17 protein-coding genes are annotated in these 22,118 nt (G+C 57.6%); 7 read left to right on the top strand and 10 right to left on the bottom strand.

The window, feature by feature from the left end; genetic code table 11:
- Window positions 1-585: 585 nt before the first annotated feature.
- The gene (locus VSR68_RS37050; RefSeq protein ID WP_342944493.1) at window positions 586-939 is read left to right on the top strand and encodes a hypothetical protein; all 354 of its coding nucleotides are present in this window, start codon (window positions 586-588) and stop codon (window positions 937-939) included.
- Between the two features lie 94 nt (window positions 940-1,033).
- Here VSR68_RS37050 and VSR68_RS37045 read toward each other — a convergent pair whose 3' ends face one another.
- Window positions 1,034-1,369, bottom strand: a complete 336-nt coding sequence (locus tag VSR68_RS37045; protein ID WP_342944492.1) for a hypothetical protein — start codon at window positions 1,367-1,369, stop codon at window positions 1,034-1,036.
- 187 nt (window positions 1,370-1,556) lie between these two features.
- Here VSR68_RS37045 and VSR68_RS37040 point away from each other — a divergent pair, with 187 nt between their 5' ends.
- Window positions 1,557-2,369 (top strand): IS5 family transposase, encoded by an 813-nt coding sequence (locus VSR68_RS37040; protein ID WP_342944491.1) that lies wholly within the window; start codon window positions 1,557-1,559, stop codon window positions 2,367-2,369.
- Between the two features lie 335 nt (window positions 2,370-2,704).
- Here VSR68_RS37040 and VSR68_RS37035 read toward each other — a convergent pair whose 3' ends face one another.
- A complete protein-coding gene (locus VSR68_RS37035; protein ID WP_342944490.1) occupies window positions 2,705-3,730 on the bottom strand; it encodes an IS110 family transposase in 1,026 nt (341 codons plus the stop codon).
- A gap of 111 nt (window positions 3,731-3,841) precedes the next feature.
- On the bottom strand, window positions 3,842-4,423 hold the full coding sequence (locus VSR68_RS37030; protein ID WP_342944489.1) for a hypothetical protein: 582 nt from the start codon (window positions 4,421-4,423) through the stop codon (window positions 3,842-3,844).
- 1,849 nt (window positions 4,424-6,272) lie between these two features.
- Between VSR68_RS37030 and VSR68_RS37025 the strand changes: the two genes are divergently transcribed.
- From VSR68_RS37025 to VSR68_RS37015, 3 genes are all read left to right on the top strand, one after another.
- Window positions 6,273-8,249 carry an AAA family ATPase gene (locus VSR68_RS37025; RefSeq protein ID WP_342944488.1) on the top strand — a complete coding sequence of 659 codons (1,977 nt, stop codon included), beginning with the start codon at window positions 6,273-6,275 and terminating at the stop codon, window positions 8,247-8,249.
- A gap of 92 nt (window positions 8,250-8,341) precedes the next feature.
- The gene (locus VSR68_RS37020) at window positions 8,342-8,617 is read left to right on the top strand and encodes a hypothetical protein (protein WP_342944487.1); all 276 of its coding nucleotides are present in this window, start codon (window positions 8,342-8,344) and stop codon (window positions 8,615-8,617) included.
- A gap of 661 nt (window positions 8,618-9,278) precedes the next feature.
- The gene (locus VSR68_RS37015) at window positions 9,279-10,184 is read left to right on the top strand and encodes a hypothetical protein (RefSeq protein ID WP_342944486.1); all 906 of its coding nucleotides are present in this window, start codon (window positions 9,279-9,281) and stop codon (window positions 10,182-10,184) included.
- 615 nt (window positions 10,185-10,799) lie between these two features.
- On the opposite strand, the gene VSR68_RS37010 is transcribed toward VSR68_RS37015, so the two are convergent.
- Window positions 10,800-11,306, bottom strand: a complete 507-nt coding sequence (locus VSR68_RS37010) for a hypothetical protein (RefSeq protein WP_342944485.1) — start codon at window positions 11,304-11,306, stop codon at window positions 10,800-10,802.
- A gap of 636 nt (window positions 11,307-11,942) precedes the next feature.
- The gene (locus VSR68_RS37005) at window positions 11,943-12,329 is read right to left on the bottom strand and encodes a hypothetical protein (RefSeq protein ID WP_342944484.1); all 387 of its coding nucleotides are present in this window, start codon (window positions 12,327-12,329) and stop codon (window positions 11,943-11,945) included.
- 1,376 nt (window positions 12,330-13,705) lie between these two features.
- Here VSR68_RS37005 and VSR68_RS37000 point away from each other — a divergent pair.
- Window positions 13,706-14,119, top strand: a complete 414-nt coding sequence (locus VSR68_RS37000) for a hypothetical protein (RefSeq protein WP_342944483.1) — start codon at window positions 13,706-13,708, stop codon at window positions 14,117-14,119.
- Window positions 14,120-14,174: 55 nt separating this feature from the next.
- Here the strand turns inward: VSR68_RS37000 and VSR68_RS36995 are convergent, their stop codons facing one another.
- From VSR68_RS36995 to VSR68_RS36975, 5 genes are all read right to left on the bottom strand, one after another.
- Window positions 14,175-14,915, bottom strand: coding sequence for an integrase domain-containing protein (locus VSR68_RS36995; protein ID WP_342944482.1), 741 nt, complete (start codon window positions 14,913-14,915; stop codon window positions 14,175-14,177).
- Between the two features lie 1,570 nt (window positions 14,916-16,485).
- A complete protein-coding gene (locus tag VSR68_RS36990; protein ID WP_342944481.1) occupies window positions 16,486-17,268 on the bottom strand; it encodes a hypothetical protein in 783 nt (260 codons plus the stop codon).
- A 135-nt stretch (window positions 17,269-17,403) separates the two neighbouring features.
- Entirely contained in the window at window positions 17,404-17,853 is a 450-nt protein-coding gene (locus tag VSR68_RS36985; RefSeq protein ID WP_342944480.1) for a hypothetical protein, read from the bottom strand.
- A gap of 78 nt (window positions 17,854-17,931) precedes the next feature.
- The gene (locus VSR68_RS36980) at window positions 17,932-18,945 is read right to left on the bottom strand and encodes an integrase domain-containing protein (RefSeq protein WP_342944479.1); all 1,014 of its coding nucleotides are present in this window, start codon (window positions 18,943-18,945) and stop codon (window positions 17,932-17,934) included.
- Between the two features lie 875 nt (window positions 18,946-19,820).
- Window positions 19,821-20,069, bottom strand: a complete 249-nt coding sequence (locus VSR68_RS36975) for a hypothetical protein (RefSeq protein ID WP_342944478.1) — start codon at window positions 20,067-20,069, stop codon at window positions 19,821-19,823.
- Window positions 20,070-20,811: 742 nt separating this feature from the next.
- On the opposite strand from VSR68_RS36975, the gene wecB reads away from it, so the two are divergent.
- Window positions 20,812-21,999 carry a non-hydrolyzing UDP-N-acetylglucosamine 2-epimerase gene (gene wecB, locus VSR68_RS36970; RefSeq protein ID WP_342944477.1) on the top strand — a complete coding sequence of 396 codons (1,188 nt, stop codon included), beginning with the start codon at window positions 20,812-20,814 and terminating at the stop codon, window positions 21,997-21,999.
- The last annotated feature ends 119 nt before the right edge of the window (window positions 22,000-22,118 follow it).

Genomic DNA, 22,118 nt, shown 5'->3' with positions numbered 1-22,118 from the left:
GATGATCCTCAGGAAGCTGAAGCTTTTTTACGCCCTCGTCCTCATCGCCTTGCTAAACCATATCGTCGCCGCCGTGCCAACAGCATGAGTTGAGTGGCCGACTAAGCGAATTGTTCAGGGCCGACTAATTATTCGGTGACGGACGAACTCGAGTTTTGCACAGAAATCGCAAGATCAGTGATCGACACAGCCCGCGTGGTCGACGGCAGGCCGGCATACCGGAAGGGTTTTGCCCAGCGCTGCCGGTTCGTCCGGATCTGCCAATATGAATGCTGTGACTCGCGTGCTGTGACCCGCGCCGAAGCTTAGACGTCCATCGCAAAGCGAAGCCAGCATAGTTGGCTGGCTGACAAATATCAGCGGCGGCAGAGAGTCAAGGGCAAACCAAATCTAGAAAGTTGAGAGATGCGTGGGGGTACTGTAACTAAGCCGCCAGCAATCAAAACTGCCACGCCTTCTGATGTTTGGTCTCGTAGAAACATTCGCGCCTGACAACGGATCGATGCGCACTCGATGCTCCTGACTTGCATTGCAGATCACGAATGAGAAGCTGGACAGGTTGCAACGACCTTCGGGATACTTTACATGTCAGTGCCACCCTGTCCGACGCGCGCGTTCACTGGCGCTCGTTTCCGCTACGCTGATCGCGTACATGCGGTCACCGATGGTGAGAATGCCTTCGACATACTCATTGATGGTCAATTGCGGTTCCGATTGGAGGGCGATAGTCAATGGCCTACTCAATGGCGCCTTTACCCCGTTACTGCCGGTGTTCGAGAGGCGCAGTGGGTCGCGATGGAGAACGAACGCTGGGACATTATTGGACAACTTGAACGTGGCGCGCACTGGATGTCTGCGACTGATATTGAGCCAGAATCAAGACAGGCTCGGTGTTTGACCACGTACACCCGCTTTCCTGAGTATCTGGGAGAAAACTAGTCAGAGACAGGACATGAAGGCCATATCGCGCTACCTCGTCCGAGCATCATTAACATAGATGTAATGCGACGAGGTAGTTCGACGAACAACCAGTCTAGTTCAGGGCGCTAACTCTGCCGTTGCCGGCAGCAACGGACAATGCGAAACCAGTGATTTCAGCAGCATCCAGTATTGTCTGTACCTGATGGAGCGGTTTTGTCGAAAGCAACGGCGCATCCATAAACAGGTTGACCATCAATCCGAGTTGCATTTCCAGCGCATAACACGTGTCGGCATTTGGGTGTCGTTTAAGGATGCTCCTTGCAATAAGTGCTGCATCCATGAACCGATCAAGATCCGGGTCCCGGATCACGGCAGTACTCACGCCCAAAAAGGGTCCAAAAAAACTTTTAAACATCCGCGTGGCAGCGGTCGGTGTATATTGATTCAATTTCGTTATCCTATGTAAAATAGTTCCAGCGAATTTGGAATGATGGAATGCGGAAAATGCTGCTACGGGCATTACCGCGACAGAGGGAATGTCCGGGACGCAGATTAGGCGTAGCCGGTCAGCAATTGTCCGGGTGAAGGGCTAGAAGGTGTTAGGAACTTTCTCTCAAACCTGGTACCCTGGCGGGATGACAAGAGAGAAACGCAAACCTTATCCGTCGGACGTGTCAGACGAAGAATGGAGCTTCGTAGCTCCATATCTGGTGCTGATGGATGAGCGTGCGCCGCAGCGCAAGTATGAGTTGCGCGAGATGTTCAATGCATTGCGCTGGATGGCTCGGGCGGGGGCCCCGTGGCGACTGATGCCTCACAACTTTCCGCCGTGGGAACTCGTGTACCAGCAGACGCAGCGATGGCTGGCTGCAGGGTGTTTCGAGTGCATGGTCAGTGATCTGCGATCGATCATACGCGTGGCGCAAGGGCGGCAGGGACAGCCCAGTGCAGTGATTCTTGACGGCCGTACGTTGCAATCGACGTGTGAAAGCGGCCCGCGTGCAGGCTATGACGGCTACAAGCGCAAGCGTGGCAGCAAGGTGCACATGGCGGTCGACACGCTGGGTCAGTTGCTCGCTGTACACGTGACTCCGGCTAACGAGCAGGAGCGCGCGCAGGTGGCAGAGCTTGCGCGTCAGGTGCAACAGGCCACAGGAGAAACTGTCAAAGTGGCCTTTGCCGATCAGGGTTACACGGGTGAAGATCCTGCACAGGCAGCGCGCGATCACGGCATCGATCTCCATGTAGTCAAGCTCGATGATGCGAAAAAAGGCTTTGTGCTATTACCGCGGCGATGGGTGGTCGAGCGCAGCTTCGGATGGCTTAACCGCTTCCGACGTCTCACGCGAGACTATGAGCGCTTGCCTGAAACTCTTTCTGGGCTGCACTTTGTCGTCTTCGCCATGCTTATGCTTGTTCACGCAGTGCCGCTACTTCGAAGTTCCTAACACGCTACAAGGGCTTCCCCGTTGAGCACAAGCTCAATCGAGGTTCGCTGTTGATACATGCTGCAATGCCGGGCTGGTGCGTGTGAGAAGGTGAAGGACTGCGGTTCTACAACCGGTCATGTTGGACCAATGGCCCGGACCCTGATGAAAGACGCGCGCAGAGGCCTCATTCTCTAGCCGGGAATGGATATCCCCGCCGTGTTAGTCAGGTACGCCCCGCGCGGGTCCAACCCGCTTCACATCACCGCTGGCAGTGCAAAGTGATCGTTCCTATGTGCTCATGATGTCTGCGCTCGTGTCCGGTTGCAGGTTGATTGACAGGCCCCGCATCGAAGTTAGTCTGCCTCTGGTTCGAGCTTGAAATCATCTCCGTATTTCAGCGAGGCCCACGCCAATCTCGCGTTCTTTGCGGCTATCGCAATGGCCGCCCGCCAGTAGCCCCGGCGCTCGACTAGGGTTCGAACCCATCGGCTGAAGCGATCCTGTTTCTCTCCGAGATTGGCAATGACAGCGCGCGCACCGTTGACCAGCAAGCCGCGCAGATAGGCGTCACCTGCCTTCGTAATGCTACCCAGCCGCGCCTTACCGCCGCTGCTATATTGACCGGGCGTAAGTCCGATCCACGCTGCCACCTGTCGGCCGTTTCTGAAGTCGTGCCCGGCACCGATACTGGCGAGCAGCGCACTTGCCGTGGTTGGGCCGATGCCGCGCAACTGCATCAGCCTCTTGCTACGCGCGTCCTCACGCGCGATATCAGCGATCGCACGGTCGTATTCGAGCAGGCGATCCTCGATATGGCCCGCATGCTCAAGCAGATCGCTGATACTGCGCTTTGCCCAGCCAGGCAATGCGTCCAGATGTTCCGTGATGTACCTGCGCAACTTCTCCGGGCTCTGTGGCAGCACCACGCCGAACTCCGAGAGCAGGCCTCGCAATCGGTTGTAGGTCGCTGTCCTCTCTTCGACGAAACCTTGTCGTGTCCGATGCAGGCAAAGCGTTGCCTGCTGATGTTCGTCCTTCAGCGGCACAAAACGCATGCTCGGGCGCGTCACCGCTTCGCAGATTGCAGCAGCATCCGCCGCGTCGTTCTTGCCGCGCTTGCCCGACATGCGATAAGGCGCGACAAGATTGGGCGCCATGAGCTTGACCGTATGACCGTGCTGCTGGAACATCCGGGCCCAGTGATGAGCGCCGGAGCATGCTTCCATGCCAATGAGGCACGCAGGCAACTGTGCGATCAACGCCGCCAGCTGATCGCGCGGAACACGCGGCTTCATCAGCATCGCCTTACCGGTCTCGTCCACACCGTGAACGGCAAATACATTCTTGGCAAGATCGATTCCGATAGTGACAATAGCCATGGACTTCCCCTCTCGCTGGTGTCGATGAACGTTCGCAACGTCATCCTGGCACATTGATGCCGACTCGCGGCTTCCGCCGCAGCCTCGGGACGGGGAAGTCCCTTTCATTCTCTAGATACTTCGAATAAGAGCAACGGATAGAATCTCGCAAATAAGAATAAGAAAAACAATCCACGCAAGGTAGTGGCGATCGAACGAAAACCAGGATGACAATTTTTCCTTGATTTGGCCATAGCGTCTCTCGACCGACAGTATGAGTAGTCGGAACGGATCGGTAACTGCTGCAGACCAATGGCCACTAACAGAAACATCGATATTTCTTCCGAGAAGATCTCGCTGTAATTGCGCTAGCTGGGTTTCGTATTTATTCAGCTTGCGCTCAAGCGTGGACTGATTGAACAGAATATCCTCCATGGCCATATCAGTGGCAAAAAGAAGCTCCCCGGATAGCTTGGAAAACCTCGCATCCAGATCCAACTCATTCTGGATCGACGTGCAAGCATTTGTTGGTTCATGAATGCGACCACCGTACTCGCTGACCAGACTTTCCAGGGTGGCGCAGATCTCTGTCAGAGTCGCCACGGCTTGAGTCAGCGCTGTTTGTGTATCACGCAAAGTCTGGAGGAAAACTCGTGGCTCCCTGAGTGACAAGGGGTTAGAGGTTTCATCCATTTTCGAGGCAGAAGGAAGCATGAGTTAGATCCCGTGGTGTGGTTGTCCATTGGAGGTGATGTCCAATTTGAAAACTATCCAATGCCTGATTCGTTTTCATGGACTGATAATACGTCCCAAACCGATAAATCGGGATTCGAAAAACACGCTATTTCGGCGCGCTTTCGATCTCATCGACCAATCCAGTCCCGACGTAGAATACTGGCGAGTCCAATGACGTCTCGTGGAGGCGCTGTTTGACGACTGAGGAACCTGGTGCCACAGGAGCGATGGGGATCGAGTTTTTGATCAAATTCACCGCTAATGAGCCGTGACAAGTCGGCGTCGTGAAGCCGTGGACAAGATGGGTCGAAGTGACAGTCTGGGTCGCGCAGACTTCGTATGATCGTCGCGCATAGGACGGGAAGGGCTGGTAAGTTGTTTCGAACTCTTCCTGCGAACCCGCGGATCATGGCGACTCGCGGAGCCTGGCCGCGTTTCTGGAATCACTCGCGATGGCACGAGGGGAAGGACGGCGATTTTCGACGATGCGCTGTTTGTTGGGGGGGCGCGCAGTGCATCTACGAAGACGCTCCGGAAAGACACGCCACGATTGAAAGGCGACCCGAGCACGACAATTACTGGCAGGAGAGGGCCTGAGTTCGAAGGTCGTAACGATGACGGTAACGGTGCGGAGAAGCTTTCAATGCAGAAAGGAAGGCAAGAGAATGCGGCTCTCCATCGTCCGACCGCGAAGATTCGTTGAGGAACAGTTTTGTCTCACTGTGAGACAGTTTTTGCAGATTTTCGTATTGATTTTGAAAGGAAATTGACGATTGGAAGCGCGTAATATACAGAAAAACCTGCGTGATTACGTTCGAGTTTGCATGGAGGAAATGGGCGTTGGGAGGCAACCCGTTCTGCGGCAAATGAAATCGCGATCAGCGGGTCGGTGACCAAGAACGAAGGGCTTTTTGGTCGAGACGATTAAATCTGAACATGGTTCGAGTACGAGATAGACGGTACAGATCCGTGACGTAGCATCATGCGAATTATGCAAGTTGCCGTACGTCTCGGGCGAGTACACATCCGAATCTGCGGCGCCGCCAGATGATGGAGCGCGGTGATTCCTTGTTGCGGGTTGTGGTCAGCCGCTCATATGGTCGCGGGGAAGAAGAACGGATCGGAACATTCCCGCGAGGGGCTGAAGTAACCTGCGGGGGAGACCTAGTACTTGAATCGGACCCCAGCGGCTAGTGGAGGCGAAGAATCGGTGTACATCAGATAGAAGTCAAGGCCCAGACCGAATAGGGTGTGACCCGGCCGACGTCACACATTCCTTTCCCCGGTGCACCACCCCAGATAGCCTTCACCGTGCCGCACATCCAAATCGGTCGACCACAGCGGCTTTCTTCCGATCCGTCCCTTGCTCCAATAGCGCCGGTAACGCCCAGGCTGCCAGTGCTCCCCGGGAGAACGCCCATCGCTCATCTACAGATGCTGGTGATATCTGCATTTCGGAGGCATTTTCGTCGTAGCGGATCGCCGATCGAATGGAGCGCGTCTATGGATACACCGCCTTAAGCTCGTGCCCGAGCTCTCAGCTGATAACGCGGATTGATACGCGTCACGTACATTGCGAAGACGCCGGAGCATTTTGTATCTGGTCTTTGTGTCCCTTCGAAGATCCGGCAAATCCACTTGCTCTTCGCAACGCAGATCGTCGCCAACGACCTCTTACGGATATTCCGGACTTGTCCACGTCCTTTTAACTCTTCTGCTCGCGCCGACGGTGATTTGCGTCGGTGAGATATCCCTCGACAATCGACCTGCGGATCCATGCGCGGTATGCATAACGCGGATTTGGATGCCTAACTACAGAGGAGATATCATGTTTGTGCTCATGTTTGCTTTCGTCGAAACGATCTGCTTGGGATTGCCGGTTATCTGGGGGGCGTTGCTGTTTGCTTCCATATCCGGGCCATACAATCTGGTGGGCGAGAACGGGTTCAGGTTTTTCGGATGGACGGTCGTCGCCGCAGGGGCAATTGTCTTCCTGAGCGCCGGGCGCCGGGGCTGGAGGTGGGCTGCTCTCGCCGTAGTGGGCATCGGGACGCTACGGCTGCTGCTAGCCGCAAATGTGTATGGCGTATACGGCGTGTTCATCTGCTGCGCGGGATTGCCGCTCCTTATATTCGAGCGAAAGCGACGGGTGAAGCTCGCTGCTCACGAGCAGTTGCGTCCTGCACAGACTAGCGTTCAGCAGTCGAGTGATTCTTCACAGGCTGTGCGATCCGAGTACGGATATGAACATCTGATACAGCGGGCGAGGTACAGCTTTAGCGATATTGTCGGTATGACTGATATCAAAAAGCGCCTCATTTTTTCCGCGCGCGAAATCATCTCGTCTAGCGATCAGAAGATACATCTCCAATCACAGGAAAATCCGCGCAATGGAATATTGTTATTCGGGGAGCCGGGAAACGGAAAGACAATGTTTGCCGAAGCTTTAAGCGGGGAACTAAGAATACCATTTATTAAAGTTGCCTATGGTGATGTGGCATCTCGCTGGGTAAACGAGACACCCGCCCGAATCAAGGCGGTGTTTGATACAGCGCGACGTATGTCACCGTGCCTGCTATTTATCGATGAATTCGATTCTCTGGTTAAAAGCAGGGGCTCTGAACGCACGCACTCGATGGATCATGATATGACCAACGTAATGCTGACTGAAATCGTAGCATTGCGCGGCACACCCGTAGTGCTCGTGGCAGCAACCAATTTCAACGACAGTGTCCTTGATCAGGCATCGATTCGCGATGGCCGATTTGACTACAAGATTGAGGTGCCATCGCCTGATCTTGAGGCGAGAAAGGCTCTTCTTCACAATAGCCTTTGCAGGGCGTTGGGGCAGGATTGCATTGACCCAGACACGCTGGCGAATCTTGCGCAACGTTGGGAAGGATTTAGTGCAAGCCGACTGGACGCACTTGGCAGGCAGCTCGGAGAGATGCGTGACAACGGGTTATTGTCCTCAGGCAATGTTACGTCCGAGGCCGCCATGGCAGCCATGCGCATGCTGCAAGGCCGGAAGGGCAAACTGCCGGAAAACGTGAAGTCAACCGACGAGATCATCATGCCGGAGTTGTCACGAGACATATTACGCAACCTCGCATTCAGGATGAAGAATGCGGTTGATCTCGAAAAGATTGGCGGACGTATTCCAACCGGGCTGCTGTTTGCCGGGCCTCCCGGAACCGGGAAGACAGCCGCTGCGATGTCGCTTGCCAAAGAGAGCGGCTATGCATTCCTTTCGACCACCGGTGGTCAGATCATCGCCCGACCGGAAACCTGGGAATCGCTAGTGCGCGAGGCACGCGAGCTAAGGCCGACTGTTGTGTTGATTGACGAAGGCGAGGATATTCTTCGCACCCGGCGACACTCGAACGTCGCCTCGCTGACGAACAGGATTCTCGCGACAATAGACGGCGCGGCGGGCCGGACGCGCGACATCATATACATATGCACTACAAATCACTTAGACCAGATTGATCCAGCGGCCTTAAGGGGTGGGCGATTCGAGGAAACAATCATGTTCGACGTACCGAGCTCGCAGGACATGGTTCGGTACGCCTGTGCGCATCTCAAGAAGCTGGCGGGGAGTACTTACGTGATCATGCCTGGAACGCGCTTGCGTCTACAACAGCTTCTCGTGGGCAGATCAATCGCGGACGCCGACGCGGTTCTGCAAAAAATCGTTGATATGGCCGCCGTTCGCGCCTTACGCGAGCGTGTTAATGAGATTCGCGCCGCGGACGTTGAGCTGGCAGCCGCTAGCGTATTCGCTGCTCAAGACTTTGTTCACTAGCGGGAGGTATTGGGTCGACGCTTGTGAAAACCGTTTACGACGCAAGAGGGATCTTAAATCAACTTCCTGAAAACCGTGCAAGGAGCACGTTAATGCCACCCCTGAATGAAGACGACGACTTCACAGTCATCATGCGCTTCCTGCGTGCCGTCGCGCTCGTCGTGCTTGCGCTCGCCACGCTCGCCATGACCGTGGCAATGTTCTGGCGAGACATGGGGATAGCGTCTTTCTTCGACGACTGGTTTGGGCAGTGGTCTGAAGGAAAGCTTACGGCCGTCGCAGGTGTCATGGCGATCGTTTCGATTGTCGCCCTGAGGGTTACCCAGAAGTCCGAGGATCGATATCGGCAACGCTCGCGTATCCGGTGAGATCCGCCTGGCGCCGCTGGTCCGCGCGTGGAGAGGGCCCGGCGGACCGATCAAGTGGCCTCCTGGCGGCGGAAGGCCCCGTCCCGATATGATCGGCACCGTCTAAGGTAATCCCCGCTCCTCAACATATGCATTGAGCACCACTGCGAACCGCAACGGCGCGCGCTCGAGCGTATGCGTTCATTTCCTGCGCTGAATGTACCAGGGTGCCAGGCTAGCATTTACATATTAGAAGTATGGCGGATCGAAATGCAATCGGCACGTGCCGCGCGTTCGACATATTGCTTCCTGTTGTGTCCGCTTGTCGCCTCTCCTTTTAGCCGGCACCTGTCAGACCTCCCCGCGAAATAAAGATAGCTGGACTTCAGGCCTGCCCACTTGCGTAGCAGGCTCGCCCAACCATTTCTGGCTGCCGGCCGCCAGTGTGTGTGGACTTGTTTCGGTTTCCTGTAGATTGTCAATTACGATGGCCGCCCGGCCAAGATAATTGTCGTTCTCTAGGTTTCCGGGCTCCGTGCCTGGACGACATTGCCTGTGGTGGCGATATGACGGGCGTCATGCCTTTCGTGCCTCCACTTGCGTCGGCGCATCTCTCCTCGACACTGTCGTTGCGGACGATTTTATCGTGATCCGTTTTGTAAGCTTAACTAAGGAGAATTTCGTGCAATCGAAAGTATCGGGATTATTCAAACGTCTTCTGCGTATTGACGTCATAGGTTCTCAAATGGCCGGAATTGCGTTGTTTATCTACTGGTTGACGGGAGTCTGGTCCGACGTCGCATCGGGGCATATTTTTACATCGACTGAACGGAGTGTCTCTCTGTGGACGGGTGTAGCGATAGCGCTCCTGTTCCGTTCTGCTTTTCGTCGGTGGGCGATGTTCCGCTGGTTCGGCCGGTCGACGTTAGTCTTTGCCGTGGCACATACGTTTCTGCCATTTGACGGGTTTTCTGTCATATCCATGCTCGCTCTGTCTACGGCAATCGCGCTGGAAGTTTTCATGTCTCGATCATGCTCATCTACCTCCTACATTCGATCAAGGCTTGACCGAATGTACGGACGCGCCAGGGGCGATGATGCTTTGAACCGGCACGATGCGCTTCTGGCGCCCGCTGGATCGCGACATTCGATCATAGATGCCGCCGCCGCTACAGAGCGGGGACTTCAGGGCAGTTGCGACCGTGAGACCGCGTTCGTGACAAGTGCGGATGATGCGGGAGCTCAGACCAGCGCAGGGGAACTTATATCGGTCAGCGCAATGAACAGCAGCGCACTTTCGGATGCGCGGGCGCGTGACACCCGACGCGCGGACCAGCCTCCGCTTGCGGTGCCGGACCCCGACGCTGTCGCATCTTATATACGCGTCGAGCTTCGCCTGATGGCAGGGGAACTTCGTATATCGCGTTACGTGATGCACTATGCCGTGTTTGCAATGCGCGACGTGCCAGTTTCAGAAATTGGCGCGATATTGGAGCGGATCATCGATGAGGCGATGCTGCGCCGGTGCCGCGAAGGCGGCGGAGCCACAATCACAGCGGAAGATGTTCGTACGGCACTTCGCGGTTAACGTGGCGAGACAGCACCGGGCGGCGGAAAGCATTTCTCTACCGTAGGTCGGACGACCATTCAATGGCGCCATATCGTCACACGGTGCTGACCGTTCGCTTGCCGTCGCAGCCAGGAACTCGGGCCGGGACTGCGGGATGGGGGCGTCCCGGTCGCTTGTGGTGCGATCCACATCTCGCCTGTGAGTGAACGCAGGACTGCTGGACTCCGAACTCCCGGTGCGTCCGGCGGGACCTAACCGGAGTAGTCGCGCACGGGAGATGCGGTTTGTGTCCGCAGATGTTCATCTGGCGTTCGGACAGCATTGCGGGCGATCGACGACGTCTATGGTCTATGCGTTGCCGACGCTGACGACCCGGCTGATAAAAACGCGTCGCAGGTCAACCTGCTCGACTGGCGTAGGGATGTCCGCATGTCGGGTCGGCGGGAGCCGAGGGTTTTCATCTTCCTTGTGCGACCGCGACAAACTGCGCGGAAAGGGTTTTCTTCGCGTGATCGGTGCAGCCGCGTCCGCAAGTCCAGGACTGCGGGACGCGGCACGTTCACGCTTTACAGAATGAGTGACCAGACCGCGAGGCGTGGGATTCCTGATGTTCCGTCAGATACTGGCTGTACCTCATCCGCGTGTAGTCGTCCGGTACTTGCCGCAAATCTCGCACAGGTACGTGTCGAGCGCCACGTGGGCGCGCCGGCCGTGACCACAACACGCAAAAGCCCGAGCTTGCACTTGCCCGGGGCTTGCGCCTGTTTTGAGCAAGAAGTCGCAAAGTGATAGAGGGTAGGAAAAGCGAATGGACCGCGAGCTAAGTTCGCCGCTACTTCCCGCAGGAGCAAGCATAGCACGCAGCCGGTTGCGCATCGTCTTCTCATTCTTTCCGGCGATCGGCTTGCCATCATCACCATCGGAATGGTCCAGGGTTGCTTCGAGCACGCGAATGGTCTCGCTGCGCAGGGAGCGACAAACCCGATCTGGCGCGACCGGATCTTCCAGCACGATGTTCTTGTCACAGGGAGGCAAACTCGCACACAGTTGAATTCTCTCGGCGCCCTTCTTGTCGCGATCGCGGACAACGAGATGACTTTCCGATGGGCCGCCGAAGGGTCGCATCGTGGAGATCCGCATCAGCCCTCCACGATGTGCCTCCCGGTTCGCCCCGACGCTGTGCGGAACAGATTGCGTAAGCGGCCGTGTTGTCGGGCGACGTCCCATCGCCGGTCCCGTCTGCTTGCGTCTGCCAGATCACGTGCGAACCTGCAATCGCGAGGAAGGAAACGCAGCGGCAGGGATGTGAACTGTGCCGCCTGCGCATCGCGAATCTTTCGTCAACAACAGGCGGCGAAGAACGTGTCGCCCGCGTCGTCGTCACCCGCAAAGGCATTCGAATGAAAGTACGGTACTTCGTTTCATCGACTAACCACCAGAAAATCGCGAGCATCAGCAAAGGGAGCGCCACGCTCTTGTTTCCTGCGCGGCTTCCCCTGGAAGTTCTGGAGCATTTCAGGCGACGCATGCGCGACCGGGTCGCGCGCCCGCTCGCATGGAGACGGCGGGAAGCGCGAAGACTTTTGAAGGAACAAACGGCACGACGACACGGGCGCGAGCGCATTGAACGGCATGTGGCCGTGCGCGCGTCCAGGCAGAGGCGAGATGGCGTGCGCCACCCGGGCCGCCGCAACCTAGAAGTCCGGTTTTGACAACGCGCGGGTCTGCTGGCGTGCACGCAGACGTTCCGGTGTAAGTTGCGTGGGCCAGCAACGATCATGCTCTTGTACAGGCTGTCCTCGCCGTAGCCAGGACTATTCGATGGCATCTGCGAGCAGTGGTTGGACGGACCGTAGTTTTGCTCTTCGGGCCCACGCCACCGCCATCGTCCCACCAGAACACGGCGGCAGGCGCGGTCGCCGATGAACCGGAGCCGCCCGCGAGCGACGACAGCATCGAACGGCTGGGGGCCGAATACGACGCTCCCCCTGACGTCGTGTTGAAGCAGTTGTAGCGTGCCGCCGAAGGCGCGGACGACGAGTCCGTGAAATTCTTCAGATAGCTCGCGCTCACGCCCGTCTCGACATAGAGCAGGCAGTTGCTTGCGGCGTTCGGCCTGCTGGTGCGGTATCTCGTCGAGCACTTGTACGTCGTCACAGTCATGTTCTTGCTGCTTGTGGAGGTGCCGACCTTGCCGTTCGAGTTCCTGAGAGCCCGTTAGTGAGCATTCAATGCGTCGCCGCTGCTACCGTTCTTCGATAAGCGCGGACAGTTGCTTGAATTCGGATTCGCATTCGCAAAAATGGGATCGAGGGAATCAGTCGCTGTCGGAATTGGTGTGGCAAACGCCACCCCCCTGATGTCGCGTTTGGGGCCGCAGGTATCGTCTCCACCAAGCCGAAGAAGGTTGTTCTGGTTGCCCGCACAAAAGCTGCTGACCATCCTCGGCGCCATCGCAAAAGCAGGAGAGCCACGTGGAATGAGTCTATCCACACGGTTTGGCTGATAAGACAGGCTTGACTGATAAGACAGTTACTCATTACGCTATAGGATGACCATGCGGAATGGGGCTACGGGAAGAAGTGTTGTGAAGGTCTGCGTTCGATCGTCCCAGTAGCTGTCAATTACCATAAAAAAGTGAATGGCGTTACAGACATGTCGAATAAAACAAAAAATCCGACCGCAATGCTTCATCTTCAAATCCCTCACTCAAGAATGCCTCGTGATGTTCTGCCCATGCTGACTGTCGAGGACCGCAACGTCTTCTATGACGGAAAACTTGTTTTTCAGGCCGTGTCGAGCGACGAAGCTGTAGCCTATAGGGATAGACTCATTGGCTTGTACACCTGACTAGACCGCTTTTCTCGTTCTCTCTTTGCCACTCTCAAGTTTGTTGTGTAATCGTCGACATGGGGAATGGAGGCAATGCAATGCCGAGACGTTTCGAACGTCCATAAATACGGGATCTCGATCGCCGAACTATGGCTTGGGAACCGCGGCCCACGGCACAATTGCATTCATCGTGTCGAGAAACTCGTGGCAACGCATACGTTTGCGTCACGGCTCATATCCTGCACTCTGATCTGCTGCCATCGTGTGCGTGTGCTGCTTCATCGTTTCTCGCTTTTCCGTTGCTGACATATGGATCATGGACCGGGTAGATTGTTGCTCGCATCGGGTGAAGGACGTACGCGCTCATGACGCTCTTGCCTGACTGCGGTGCAACGGTAATGACAAGCGCGCGCTTGCCTGGTGATGAGGTGTTTGCAAAGCGTTGCAATGTTGACTGCTGGTCTGCCGCCGGAGGTGCCGCGGGGATGGATCGAGTGCGGCTGCAATCAGCCACATGGGCGGACCGACCTTGCCAGTTGTGCCCTGGTTGAAGTTGTGGGTCATTGCGGCATCCGGCGAGCACATCAAACCAGATCGACTGCACGATGGAGGCGTGACATCTGCCGGGTCGTCGCCGCATGCAGGGGTGGCGGAGGGCGACGCTCTCAGACCAGTTGTCGGTGGAAGGCGGTGAGATCCAGCGATAGATGAACCCGCACGCGACCTCATCGAGGCAGCCGATCTCGTGGACCATCGCAGTCATCGTCCACTGCGCGAGCGAAAGAGAGGCGGGGCCAGTTGCACCGTTTCCGGCTCGCCTGAGGGCAATAGACCTGGCCGGCCGGGATGCAGTCGATGCGTTCATCGGAGTCTCCTTAGAACATGTTCCGTTATCGGCGGCCGGTATGCTCAATACAGGACAGTCGACACGCGGCACGCCGCACTGCCTGGCCTCGATGCAGCCGGGCACAATGGCATCCAGCAAAACGACGGCGCTGCGCTGCAACTTTTCAGTGTGCCGTTTCAGGCGGCGTGAAGCCAGTCGCTTCGAGCTGCAGTTCATTCACTTTGATATCCAAAATGAATGGTATTGTCATTCACTCAACCGCCATGGGCACTAGCTTGCACGGTTCCCCACCCGGCGGGCCAGCGCCTGCCGGGTGGACATTTCACGTATTACCGTGTGAACACAATCACGCCCCAATCGAATGGTTCCTCGCGGACCAGGCCGGTGCCTGCCGCGCCCGGCGCCTGCGGGGCTTCATAGGACCGCTCGCCAATCTCCCGCAGGTAAGTGTCGAGGAACATATGGGCCCGCGGGCCTTGGCCGACTGATGCGAAAACACGCTCCCGCGCTTGCTCGGGACTTGCACCCGCCTCCATCAGCGCATTTGCCAGCGAAACCGCGTAAGCATGGCGAAGCGACAGCGTGCTCAGTTCGCCGCTGATCCGCGCAGACTGCAGCATCGCGCGCAGCCGGTTGCGCTGCGTTTTCTGATCCGCGCCCGGGATCAGCTTGCCGTCGTGGGCCTCGCAATGTTCCAGTGCCGCTTCGATTGCGCGAATGGTGTCCTCACGCAGCGGCCCGATAATCTCAATCCGGCGCGCGCGGCTCGCCCCCGCACCGCGTGGGAGCCGAAGGTATTGCACACCGATCCGAAGCAGGACAAGCCAGTCAGCCAGTTCGCGCACGCACCGCAGCGCTTCAATCGGTCGCAGTCCCAGCAGGCGCATGAGGCACAGCAGGTGCGCAAGTCCCGGATCAACAGCCCGTGCCCGCCTGAGGGTTTCGGCAAACTCCGATTGCGTCTGCGCACGGCGTGCGCCCGTGCGACCGCGACAGGGTGCCCGGGGAGCGTCGTTAGTGCAGGCGGTGTCGACGATGCCGCATCGGGCTTCCGCGTTGTTTTGTTCCATCTGTTCAATCTCCAGAAAATCCTTCCGACGAGAAGGGGCTGCCCAATGCGGCGGAAGATTCGCAGTGCTTGGGACCTGGCACAGGATTGTCCGCGCCAGGGGGTAAGTTAGAACTTCAGAAAGCCTTATGGGAGAGAAACGCATGCCGGCTGCGGCGGAAGATTCACAATACATGGCCCCCTGGCACAGGATGGTCCGTGCAAGTTACTTACGTCGGGGTTGCACCGGATGCTGCAGGCCGCTTGGGGCAGAAGCGGCAGAACACGCGGTGCTTTCGGACTGGTGTGGGATTGACTGGATGTGTTTCTTCTGATTGGCCAAGGGCATTACTGCACCGCTGGCTCTAGATCTGATCGCCCGAGACTCCGCACGAAAGGCGAGGATGTGTTCAAGGGCTTGACGCACGTCCATCGGGTGTGACGCATGCTGCGTCGGACGATCAAGCTATGCGTCGGACTATTGAGCCTGCTGTCAACGGCAGGTATTGGAAGTGCGCATCAAAACGCTGCGCATCTGCTCAATGGAATTTTGATCGGCGCCTTCAAGGCTCGTGTCAGTTGGGTCGGCCGCGCCTGGCAGATTCGCCCTTACAGTAGCGAATCCAAGCGGGCATGAGATCGCGGAAGACCTCAGATGACTGACTTTAGGGTGCCAGGACGCATTTCGGAAACACCTACTGCCTGATTGCAGCCGTGCCCCGTAGAGCCGGGCGCGGAATTTTCACTTTTATATTGGTACAGCGGTGTAACCCACCCGTTATGCCTCAGCGGAGGCCGGGTAAACCGTTGCTGGACCGATAGTTGTATCGTCACACAACGGTCTATCGCTGTCAAGAGACAATCTTGCCAGATCGTTGTTTAATCAGCATACCCGATTAAGGCGCACCTGTAGCACGGACACTTTCCGGCGGGTATCGCGGCACTTCTTTGCCCACCTTGCACACAACGATCGCCGCATGCCAGGACGTTCACGCATACGCATTGCACGTGGGACTGGATGTCGCGGGGGATACCTGGCGCAGCAATCCCTTGAAAATCACTGTTCGACGCGGTTGGGGCGTTGTCGGTTTGAAGATCCTGTCGATTTTTGCAAACAGATACTCGTCGAGAGTTTTCCAGCTCATCTTTACCTGACTCCTGTAATAGCGTGAGTTGTTCCTTCACGCGAAAGTTGATAAAGGACATGCAGCCAGTTGCCGCATTGCTTACTGCAACAGCGTGGAATCGATTCACTCTCGGGTGACGATCGATTCGCAGTGTTTAGCGTCCGGTCCGACGCCGTACGCATCGATGATCCGACGCTTCCCGGAACATATATCGATATCGGTGTTCAATCTGCGCCGACGTCGACCAGCCTTTGCGACTTTCTGATCATCTGTGCGTTTGCGGTCTCCAGACTGCAGTCTTCATCATGGTCCGTCGACTGGATGCACGGGAACAACGCGCATCGTTTCGCTGCACAGGCAGGCTCGCGGACGGGCTTGCACCGTGCGCTGCCGCATGCGCCGTGATGCCACTGACGGTTGCATCTGCGGCGTAGCAGCTGATACAGGGTGCAAGCCATGACGTGTTCAGCGGGAGGCCGCGCGGTGAGGCGATGCGCCAGCTTCGCGCAGCCACTCGTCTTTTCCAATGCGAGGCAGGCCAAGCAGATCGTAGGCACGCTCAAACTCACGTGCAGCGGCAACGACAGTGCGTGCCGCCATCAGCCGACGGCTCAGCGTGTGAAGCTTCTTTTCGTTTGCACCTTGTGTGCGCGCTGCTGCGAACTCGCCTTCGATGTCGACGGCACGATGAATCAGCGCGCCAAGCGAGAGCTTGTGTGCCTGCGCCTGTTCGAAAGCACGAGAGGCGCAGACCACCGCCGGCACAACCAGCCCGTCGAGCTGTTTATCGCCCAGATACGTGTAAACCTGTCCGAACGCGGACTCGGGTTGCGTATCCTGCGGGCAGTCGACAAGCAGCAGGCGAAATTGCTCGGGTCCAAGGCTGTCGGGCACAGTTGCGTCCAGGAGGGTGACGGCGTTGCGCTGCGACTCCTCATCCGGCGATACGATCACGACGACGCAGGCCAGCTCGACAAGTGTGTCTTTACGTTCATTCAGGAACGTCACCAGATCCTGCCGGTTCTGCGGCGAAACTTCGAGCAGCCCCCCATGAGGCGATGCCATCAGCGTGCAATATGACGCTTCCATTTCGTCACGGCGGGCGGCCGGCTCCGCAAGCCCGGGTTGCGCGTTCATGTCCGTTGCGTGCCGTTTGATACTGGCGCCACGATAGCCGTGCACGACGTCCGTCATGCTACGTTGCGTGAGATCATCCGATGTACGCACAATAATGGTGATTGAATGCATGTGTAGTCCTTATGAGCTTCGTTGGTTGGTAAAAAAGTCGAGCAATGCCTGCGTCGGAAGAGATCCGGTGCCGGGCTGTCGCGGGGCGACCCGATGCAAGCCCTGCGTAGCTTCCCGGCGGATCGCATCAGGTGTCTATTCCTCCCCGGATGAGTCGCTGTCACCGCCGGCCTGCGTCCCCGTCTTACCGGGGACTTCGCGCGGTCGCGCGACTTCATGGCGATACGCGTTGTCCTTGTTTTGCACGCGTTTGCGGCGACGCGGAGCGCTCAGGGCCGCGAGCGCCTCCCGGTCATAACCGCAGTGAAGCAGGATAAGGCGGACGGCACCCAATACGAGAGGAGCTTCCTCGAAGGCGACTGCGCCTTCGAGGTCACAATGTCGGGAAAAGGCCTCCAGCGTTTCCTCCGGGATGTCGGTCACCGACGCCGGCGGTGCGCCGAGTCCGAGCACAAAGCGCGCGAAGATCTGCCAGGGCGGGTCGAGCACGCGCGCGGCGTCTGCGTCCCATCCTTCGCGTCCAATCACGTGACGTGTCGTTTCCATGAGACTTACGTCGTCCCCAGTGGTCTGGATATCATTCATTTTCTATTCCTTAGCGTATGTTGATGCACAATGAAACTGGTTAACGGGCGCCATGTTTTTGGCGATATGTCAGGATTACTATTTGAACTGCATCACCCGGTTCGAGCGAATGGTGCGTTGCGGACCGGGCAGGTTTCTGCGGCGCCCTGCACGATTCGGGTTGCGAGACGGGACTCTCGGAATGGTCACCGACGCGAACCGCTCCTTGATCTCGCGCAGGTATGTGTTTAGCACCATCGGCGCCCGGTCCCCGTGACCAAGGGCCCGCGACACGCGGTCCATGACGGCGTCGGGGCTTACCCCAGCATCGAGCAGCTCTAGCGCCAGGTTCACGGCATATGAATACCGGCAACAATGCGACACCGTGTCACCGCTGAATCCGGCAGCCTGGAGCGCGGTGCGCATGCGATTGCGACTGGTCCTAAGATCGTTATCCATCCCATTGATCAGCCTGCCGCTGTGCGCCTCGCAATAGGCAAGCGCCGCTTCAATTGTCTGGATCGTCTGATCGCGCAAGCTGCTGATGATTTCGATGTTGCGGAAACGGTTGGTTTTGGCACCATGCGAAAACGGAAGGGAGTTCGCACCCATCCGAAGCAGGGCGAGCCAGCCCGCGAGCGTGTCCGCGGACCGCAGGGCTTCAATCGCACGCGGTCCGAGGTAGTACATGATCGAGATATGGTGCGCCAGCCCTTCATCGACACACCGCGCACGTTCGCGCATCTGCGCAAATTCCTCGGGTGACAGCGCGCGACGGGTGCCCGTGCGATCGCGGCGAGGCACACCGAGCGCATCGTTGGAACAGACAGTGTTGACAAGTCCGCGACCCGCTTCATCGAGAAGCACGCGTATGGCCGTCGTCATATTTCTTCCATGCGCAGCCTTCATCCCCTCGCACAGTCGCATCTGGACGTAAAGTTTGATGACCCACAGGGGGGTGTCTCGAATGTGGGTAACGCGGATACCCAACCGCATGGGAAACCCCCATAGTTCATGCGTGAGCTGTCGGCGGTTGTCCCTGGTTTTATAGGATCCGCCCCGAAACATCGAGTACTGCCGTGAACCGTGCCGCAAACGGGAAGTCTGCCCCATACGTTCTCTCCTGAATTGAATGAAAGAATGAAAGCCTTCCGGAACGAGGCATGCCCGACAGCGGAAGGACCGCACAAACATGGCCCCGGCACGGAGTGATCCCGTGTCAGTTGCTGGAGCTGGAGTGCGCTGGTGCAGCAGGCCACCTGGGGCAGGAGCGGCGGTGCTGGTCGCAGCGCTTACGGATTCATGGAGGCGGGGCTCGTTAAGATGGAGTCCTTCGGAAAGGAAGGAATTGTTGCAGTCGCGCCAGTTTGGGATTGGGCAGCCCGCAGACTTTTCGCCACGCGAAATGCGAGGGCGCGCTCAATGGCTCGAGGCGCGCCCGTTCAGGCGATGTCTGACGCATTGCTGCGTCGGGGGGCTTTCAGAATGCCGTATGAACACGGCATGAAAGGAGAAGCGGCTGTTCCGCATGGCGGAAACATCCGTTCGCTTGATGTGCAATTTGATGAGGCAGTTCGGAGAGCACCAGCGGTGCATGGCGGACTGCAGCGGCCGGATCCGTGGACATCCGGAACAACTGTCGATGTCCTTACGCGGGGCGCATCAATGCGTTTCCCTCTGGCAGCAAAGACACGAGGTCCTTGTCTTGCGATATTCCTTGACGGTGCACCCTGACAGGCGGTACACGATATTTCGGGTAATAAACCGTGCAAGTAGCACGGGGTGAGTCAATGCCGGTATGCGGCGGCGGAGAAAAAGCGATGAAGAACAGCTTTCTTCATACATTGCGCAGCATAGACGGGGGCTGCACATATGTCAACAACAAGTTGGTACGAGAGCGCCGGCTTGTGTCAGCACGCAAAAGTGCGGGTGGCCAGCGCCGGGCTGCCCGTCAGATGCGCGCATTGCATGCGAAGCGGATCGGCTGATCAACGGACTGCGGTAGCCGCATCCAGCCAGGAGGCGTGAAAGAGGCGCCGTAGCGGGGGCTTTTTCCGTTCGACAGCCGAAGAAAAAGACGTCGCGTTGGGCGCCTGCTGATTACTTCCAACCGCAAGCTCGATGCTTTTGTCGGTTCCATACAGACTTGTGAAAACAACATCCACTGCAGCGCGTTCGCTCGCCGCTACCTGTTGACTGCTTGCCAGCGCGAGCAGGTCCTCATTTTCGCCCTGCACGAAAACTGGGCTGTCCTGAGCCAGGGAGCCTGCTTGAATCCCTCAGGAATCGATCGCCTGGAGTAGTCAGGAAGCTGCGTACGAAACGCCAGTACCTCGCGACTGACGATTGCCAGTCCTGACTGCGGACATCATCGTTCGCAGCGCGGCAATACGAAGTGCCTCGCTCATCGTCCGTTGTACCAGTTAGGAGTCCAATACGATATGGAATCCAGATCAGATATGGGTGGTGGAGGCGACTGGGAGCACCGATCGTAGAAAAGCGCCCGTCATCATACGAGCGAGGCTTTGGACGGGATAGGCGAGCAGTGCCGCAAATGGGTAATGGTGCGTTAATCAGGCGTGAAGATATATCGCGAATTTACAACACGTTCTCTCGCACACAACGTAAGAGCCGGGCCTCAGGCATTCGCAGGAAGTTGGCAGAAAACGTTTGCATCGCCGTCCCTTACGGATAATGGGAGCAAATCCGCAATATTTACCTGTCAACCTGACCGGCGATATTAGCGTTTTGACGCAGATGTTCTCGAAAATACCGTGTAAACCACGTTAGAATCCGCTTCGGTTTTTACACGTCCACCTGGTTCAATATGCGAGGTGCGCACCATTCGGCATTTGTTACATCCTTCCTTGACCGCGAATGCGCTGGGATGACGGCGCGCGGCCGGTGGCGTCGGTAGGTGGGGCGGTTTAGCGAATACGGCGTACTGGCTCTATTAAAACGATTTAAATACATCGCGACATGCCAACGAGAATTCTGTCGATTTTCGGCACACGGCCGGAAGCCATAAAAATGGCGCCGCTGGTAAAACAGCTGGCGGTAAACCCGGAAGTCGTGTCGGTCGTGTGCGTCACCGGTCAGCATCAGCAGATGCTCGATCAGGTACTCGATCTGTTCGGAATCGCGCCCGACTACAACCTCGCGCTGATGACGGGTAATCAGACGCTCAACGGACTTGCGTCGCGTCTCATTGCCTCGCTCGACGACGTACTGGCGAGCGTGAACCCGGACCGCGTGCTCGTGCATGGCGACACGACGACAGCGTCGGCAGCGGCGCTCGCAGCGTTTCATCGGCGCATTCCCGTCGGTCACGTCGAAGCCGGTTTGCGCACGGGCAATCTGATGCAGCCGTGGCCGGAAGAAATGAACCGCCGCGTTGTCGACGTGATGAGCGATCTGATGTTTGCGCCGACCCCCAGTTCGAAGGCGAATCTGGTGCAGGAAAACCTTCACGGCCGTGTCGTGGTGACAGGCAATACGGTAATCGACGCGTTGAACCTCTCCACCGCGCGGCTGGACAGCGACCCGGTGTTGCGTGCCGAAATCGACGCACGCTTGCCGTCCGTCGATGCGCGCGAGCCCATGCTGCTCGTCACCGGCCATCGGCGCGAGAGCTTTGGCCCAGGCTTCGCAAACATTTGCGCGGCGCTTGCGGATCTGGCCACAACCAATGCTGTCCAGATCGTTTATCCCGTTCATCTGAATCCGAACGTGCGCGGTCCAGTGCAGGAGTCGCTCGGCAAGCTGCGCAACATACATCTGGTGGAGCCGCAGGATTACCTGAGCTTCGTCCGCCTGATGCAGCGCGCGTCGATCATCCTGACGGACTCGGGCGGCGTGCAGGAAGAGGCTCCGGCGCTCGGCAAGCCGGTGCTGGTCATGCGCGACGTCACCGAGCGCCCCGAGGCCGTGGCGGCAGGCACGGTGCGTCTCGTCGGCACGCAGCGCGAGTCGATCGTGCAGGCCGTCATGGGTCTCATCGGGAACGCGCAAGAACGGGACGACTTTGCGCATCGGATCAACCCGTACGGCGATGGTCATGCGTCGCAGCGGATCGTCGCGGCGCTCACGGGATGCCCCTTCGAAGAATTCGCGGGCGCGCGAGCTAGCGAGGAGCAGCGCGTTCAGCCCACCGTGGACGCGCAGTAGTCCACAGGAGTCTGTTACGTCGTGGCGGGCTGCGCTTGCACGCATTCGTCACGTCATCGACTTCAGAAGCGCTCCCGAACTGCCGTTAATGCGAGCAGACCAATGCGTGATTTCACCCG

The organism is Paraburkholderia phymatum (genome assembly GCF_038900715.1).
GTDB classification, from domain to species: domain Bacteria; phylum Pseudomonadota; class Gammaproteobacteria; order Burkholderiales; family Burkholderiaceae; genus Paraburkholderia; species Paraburkholderia phymatum_A.
Note: the sequence above shows the minus strand (reverse complement) of the source record. Positions and strands in the feature narration are given on the sequence as shown.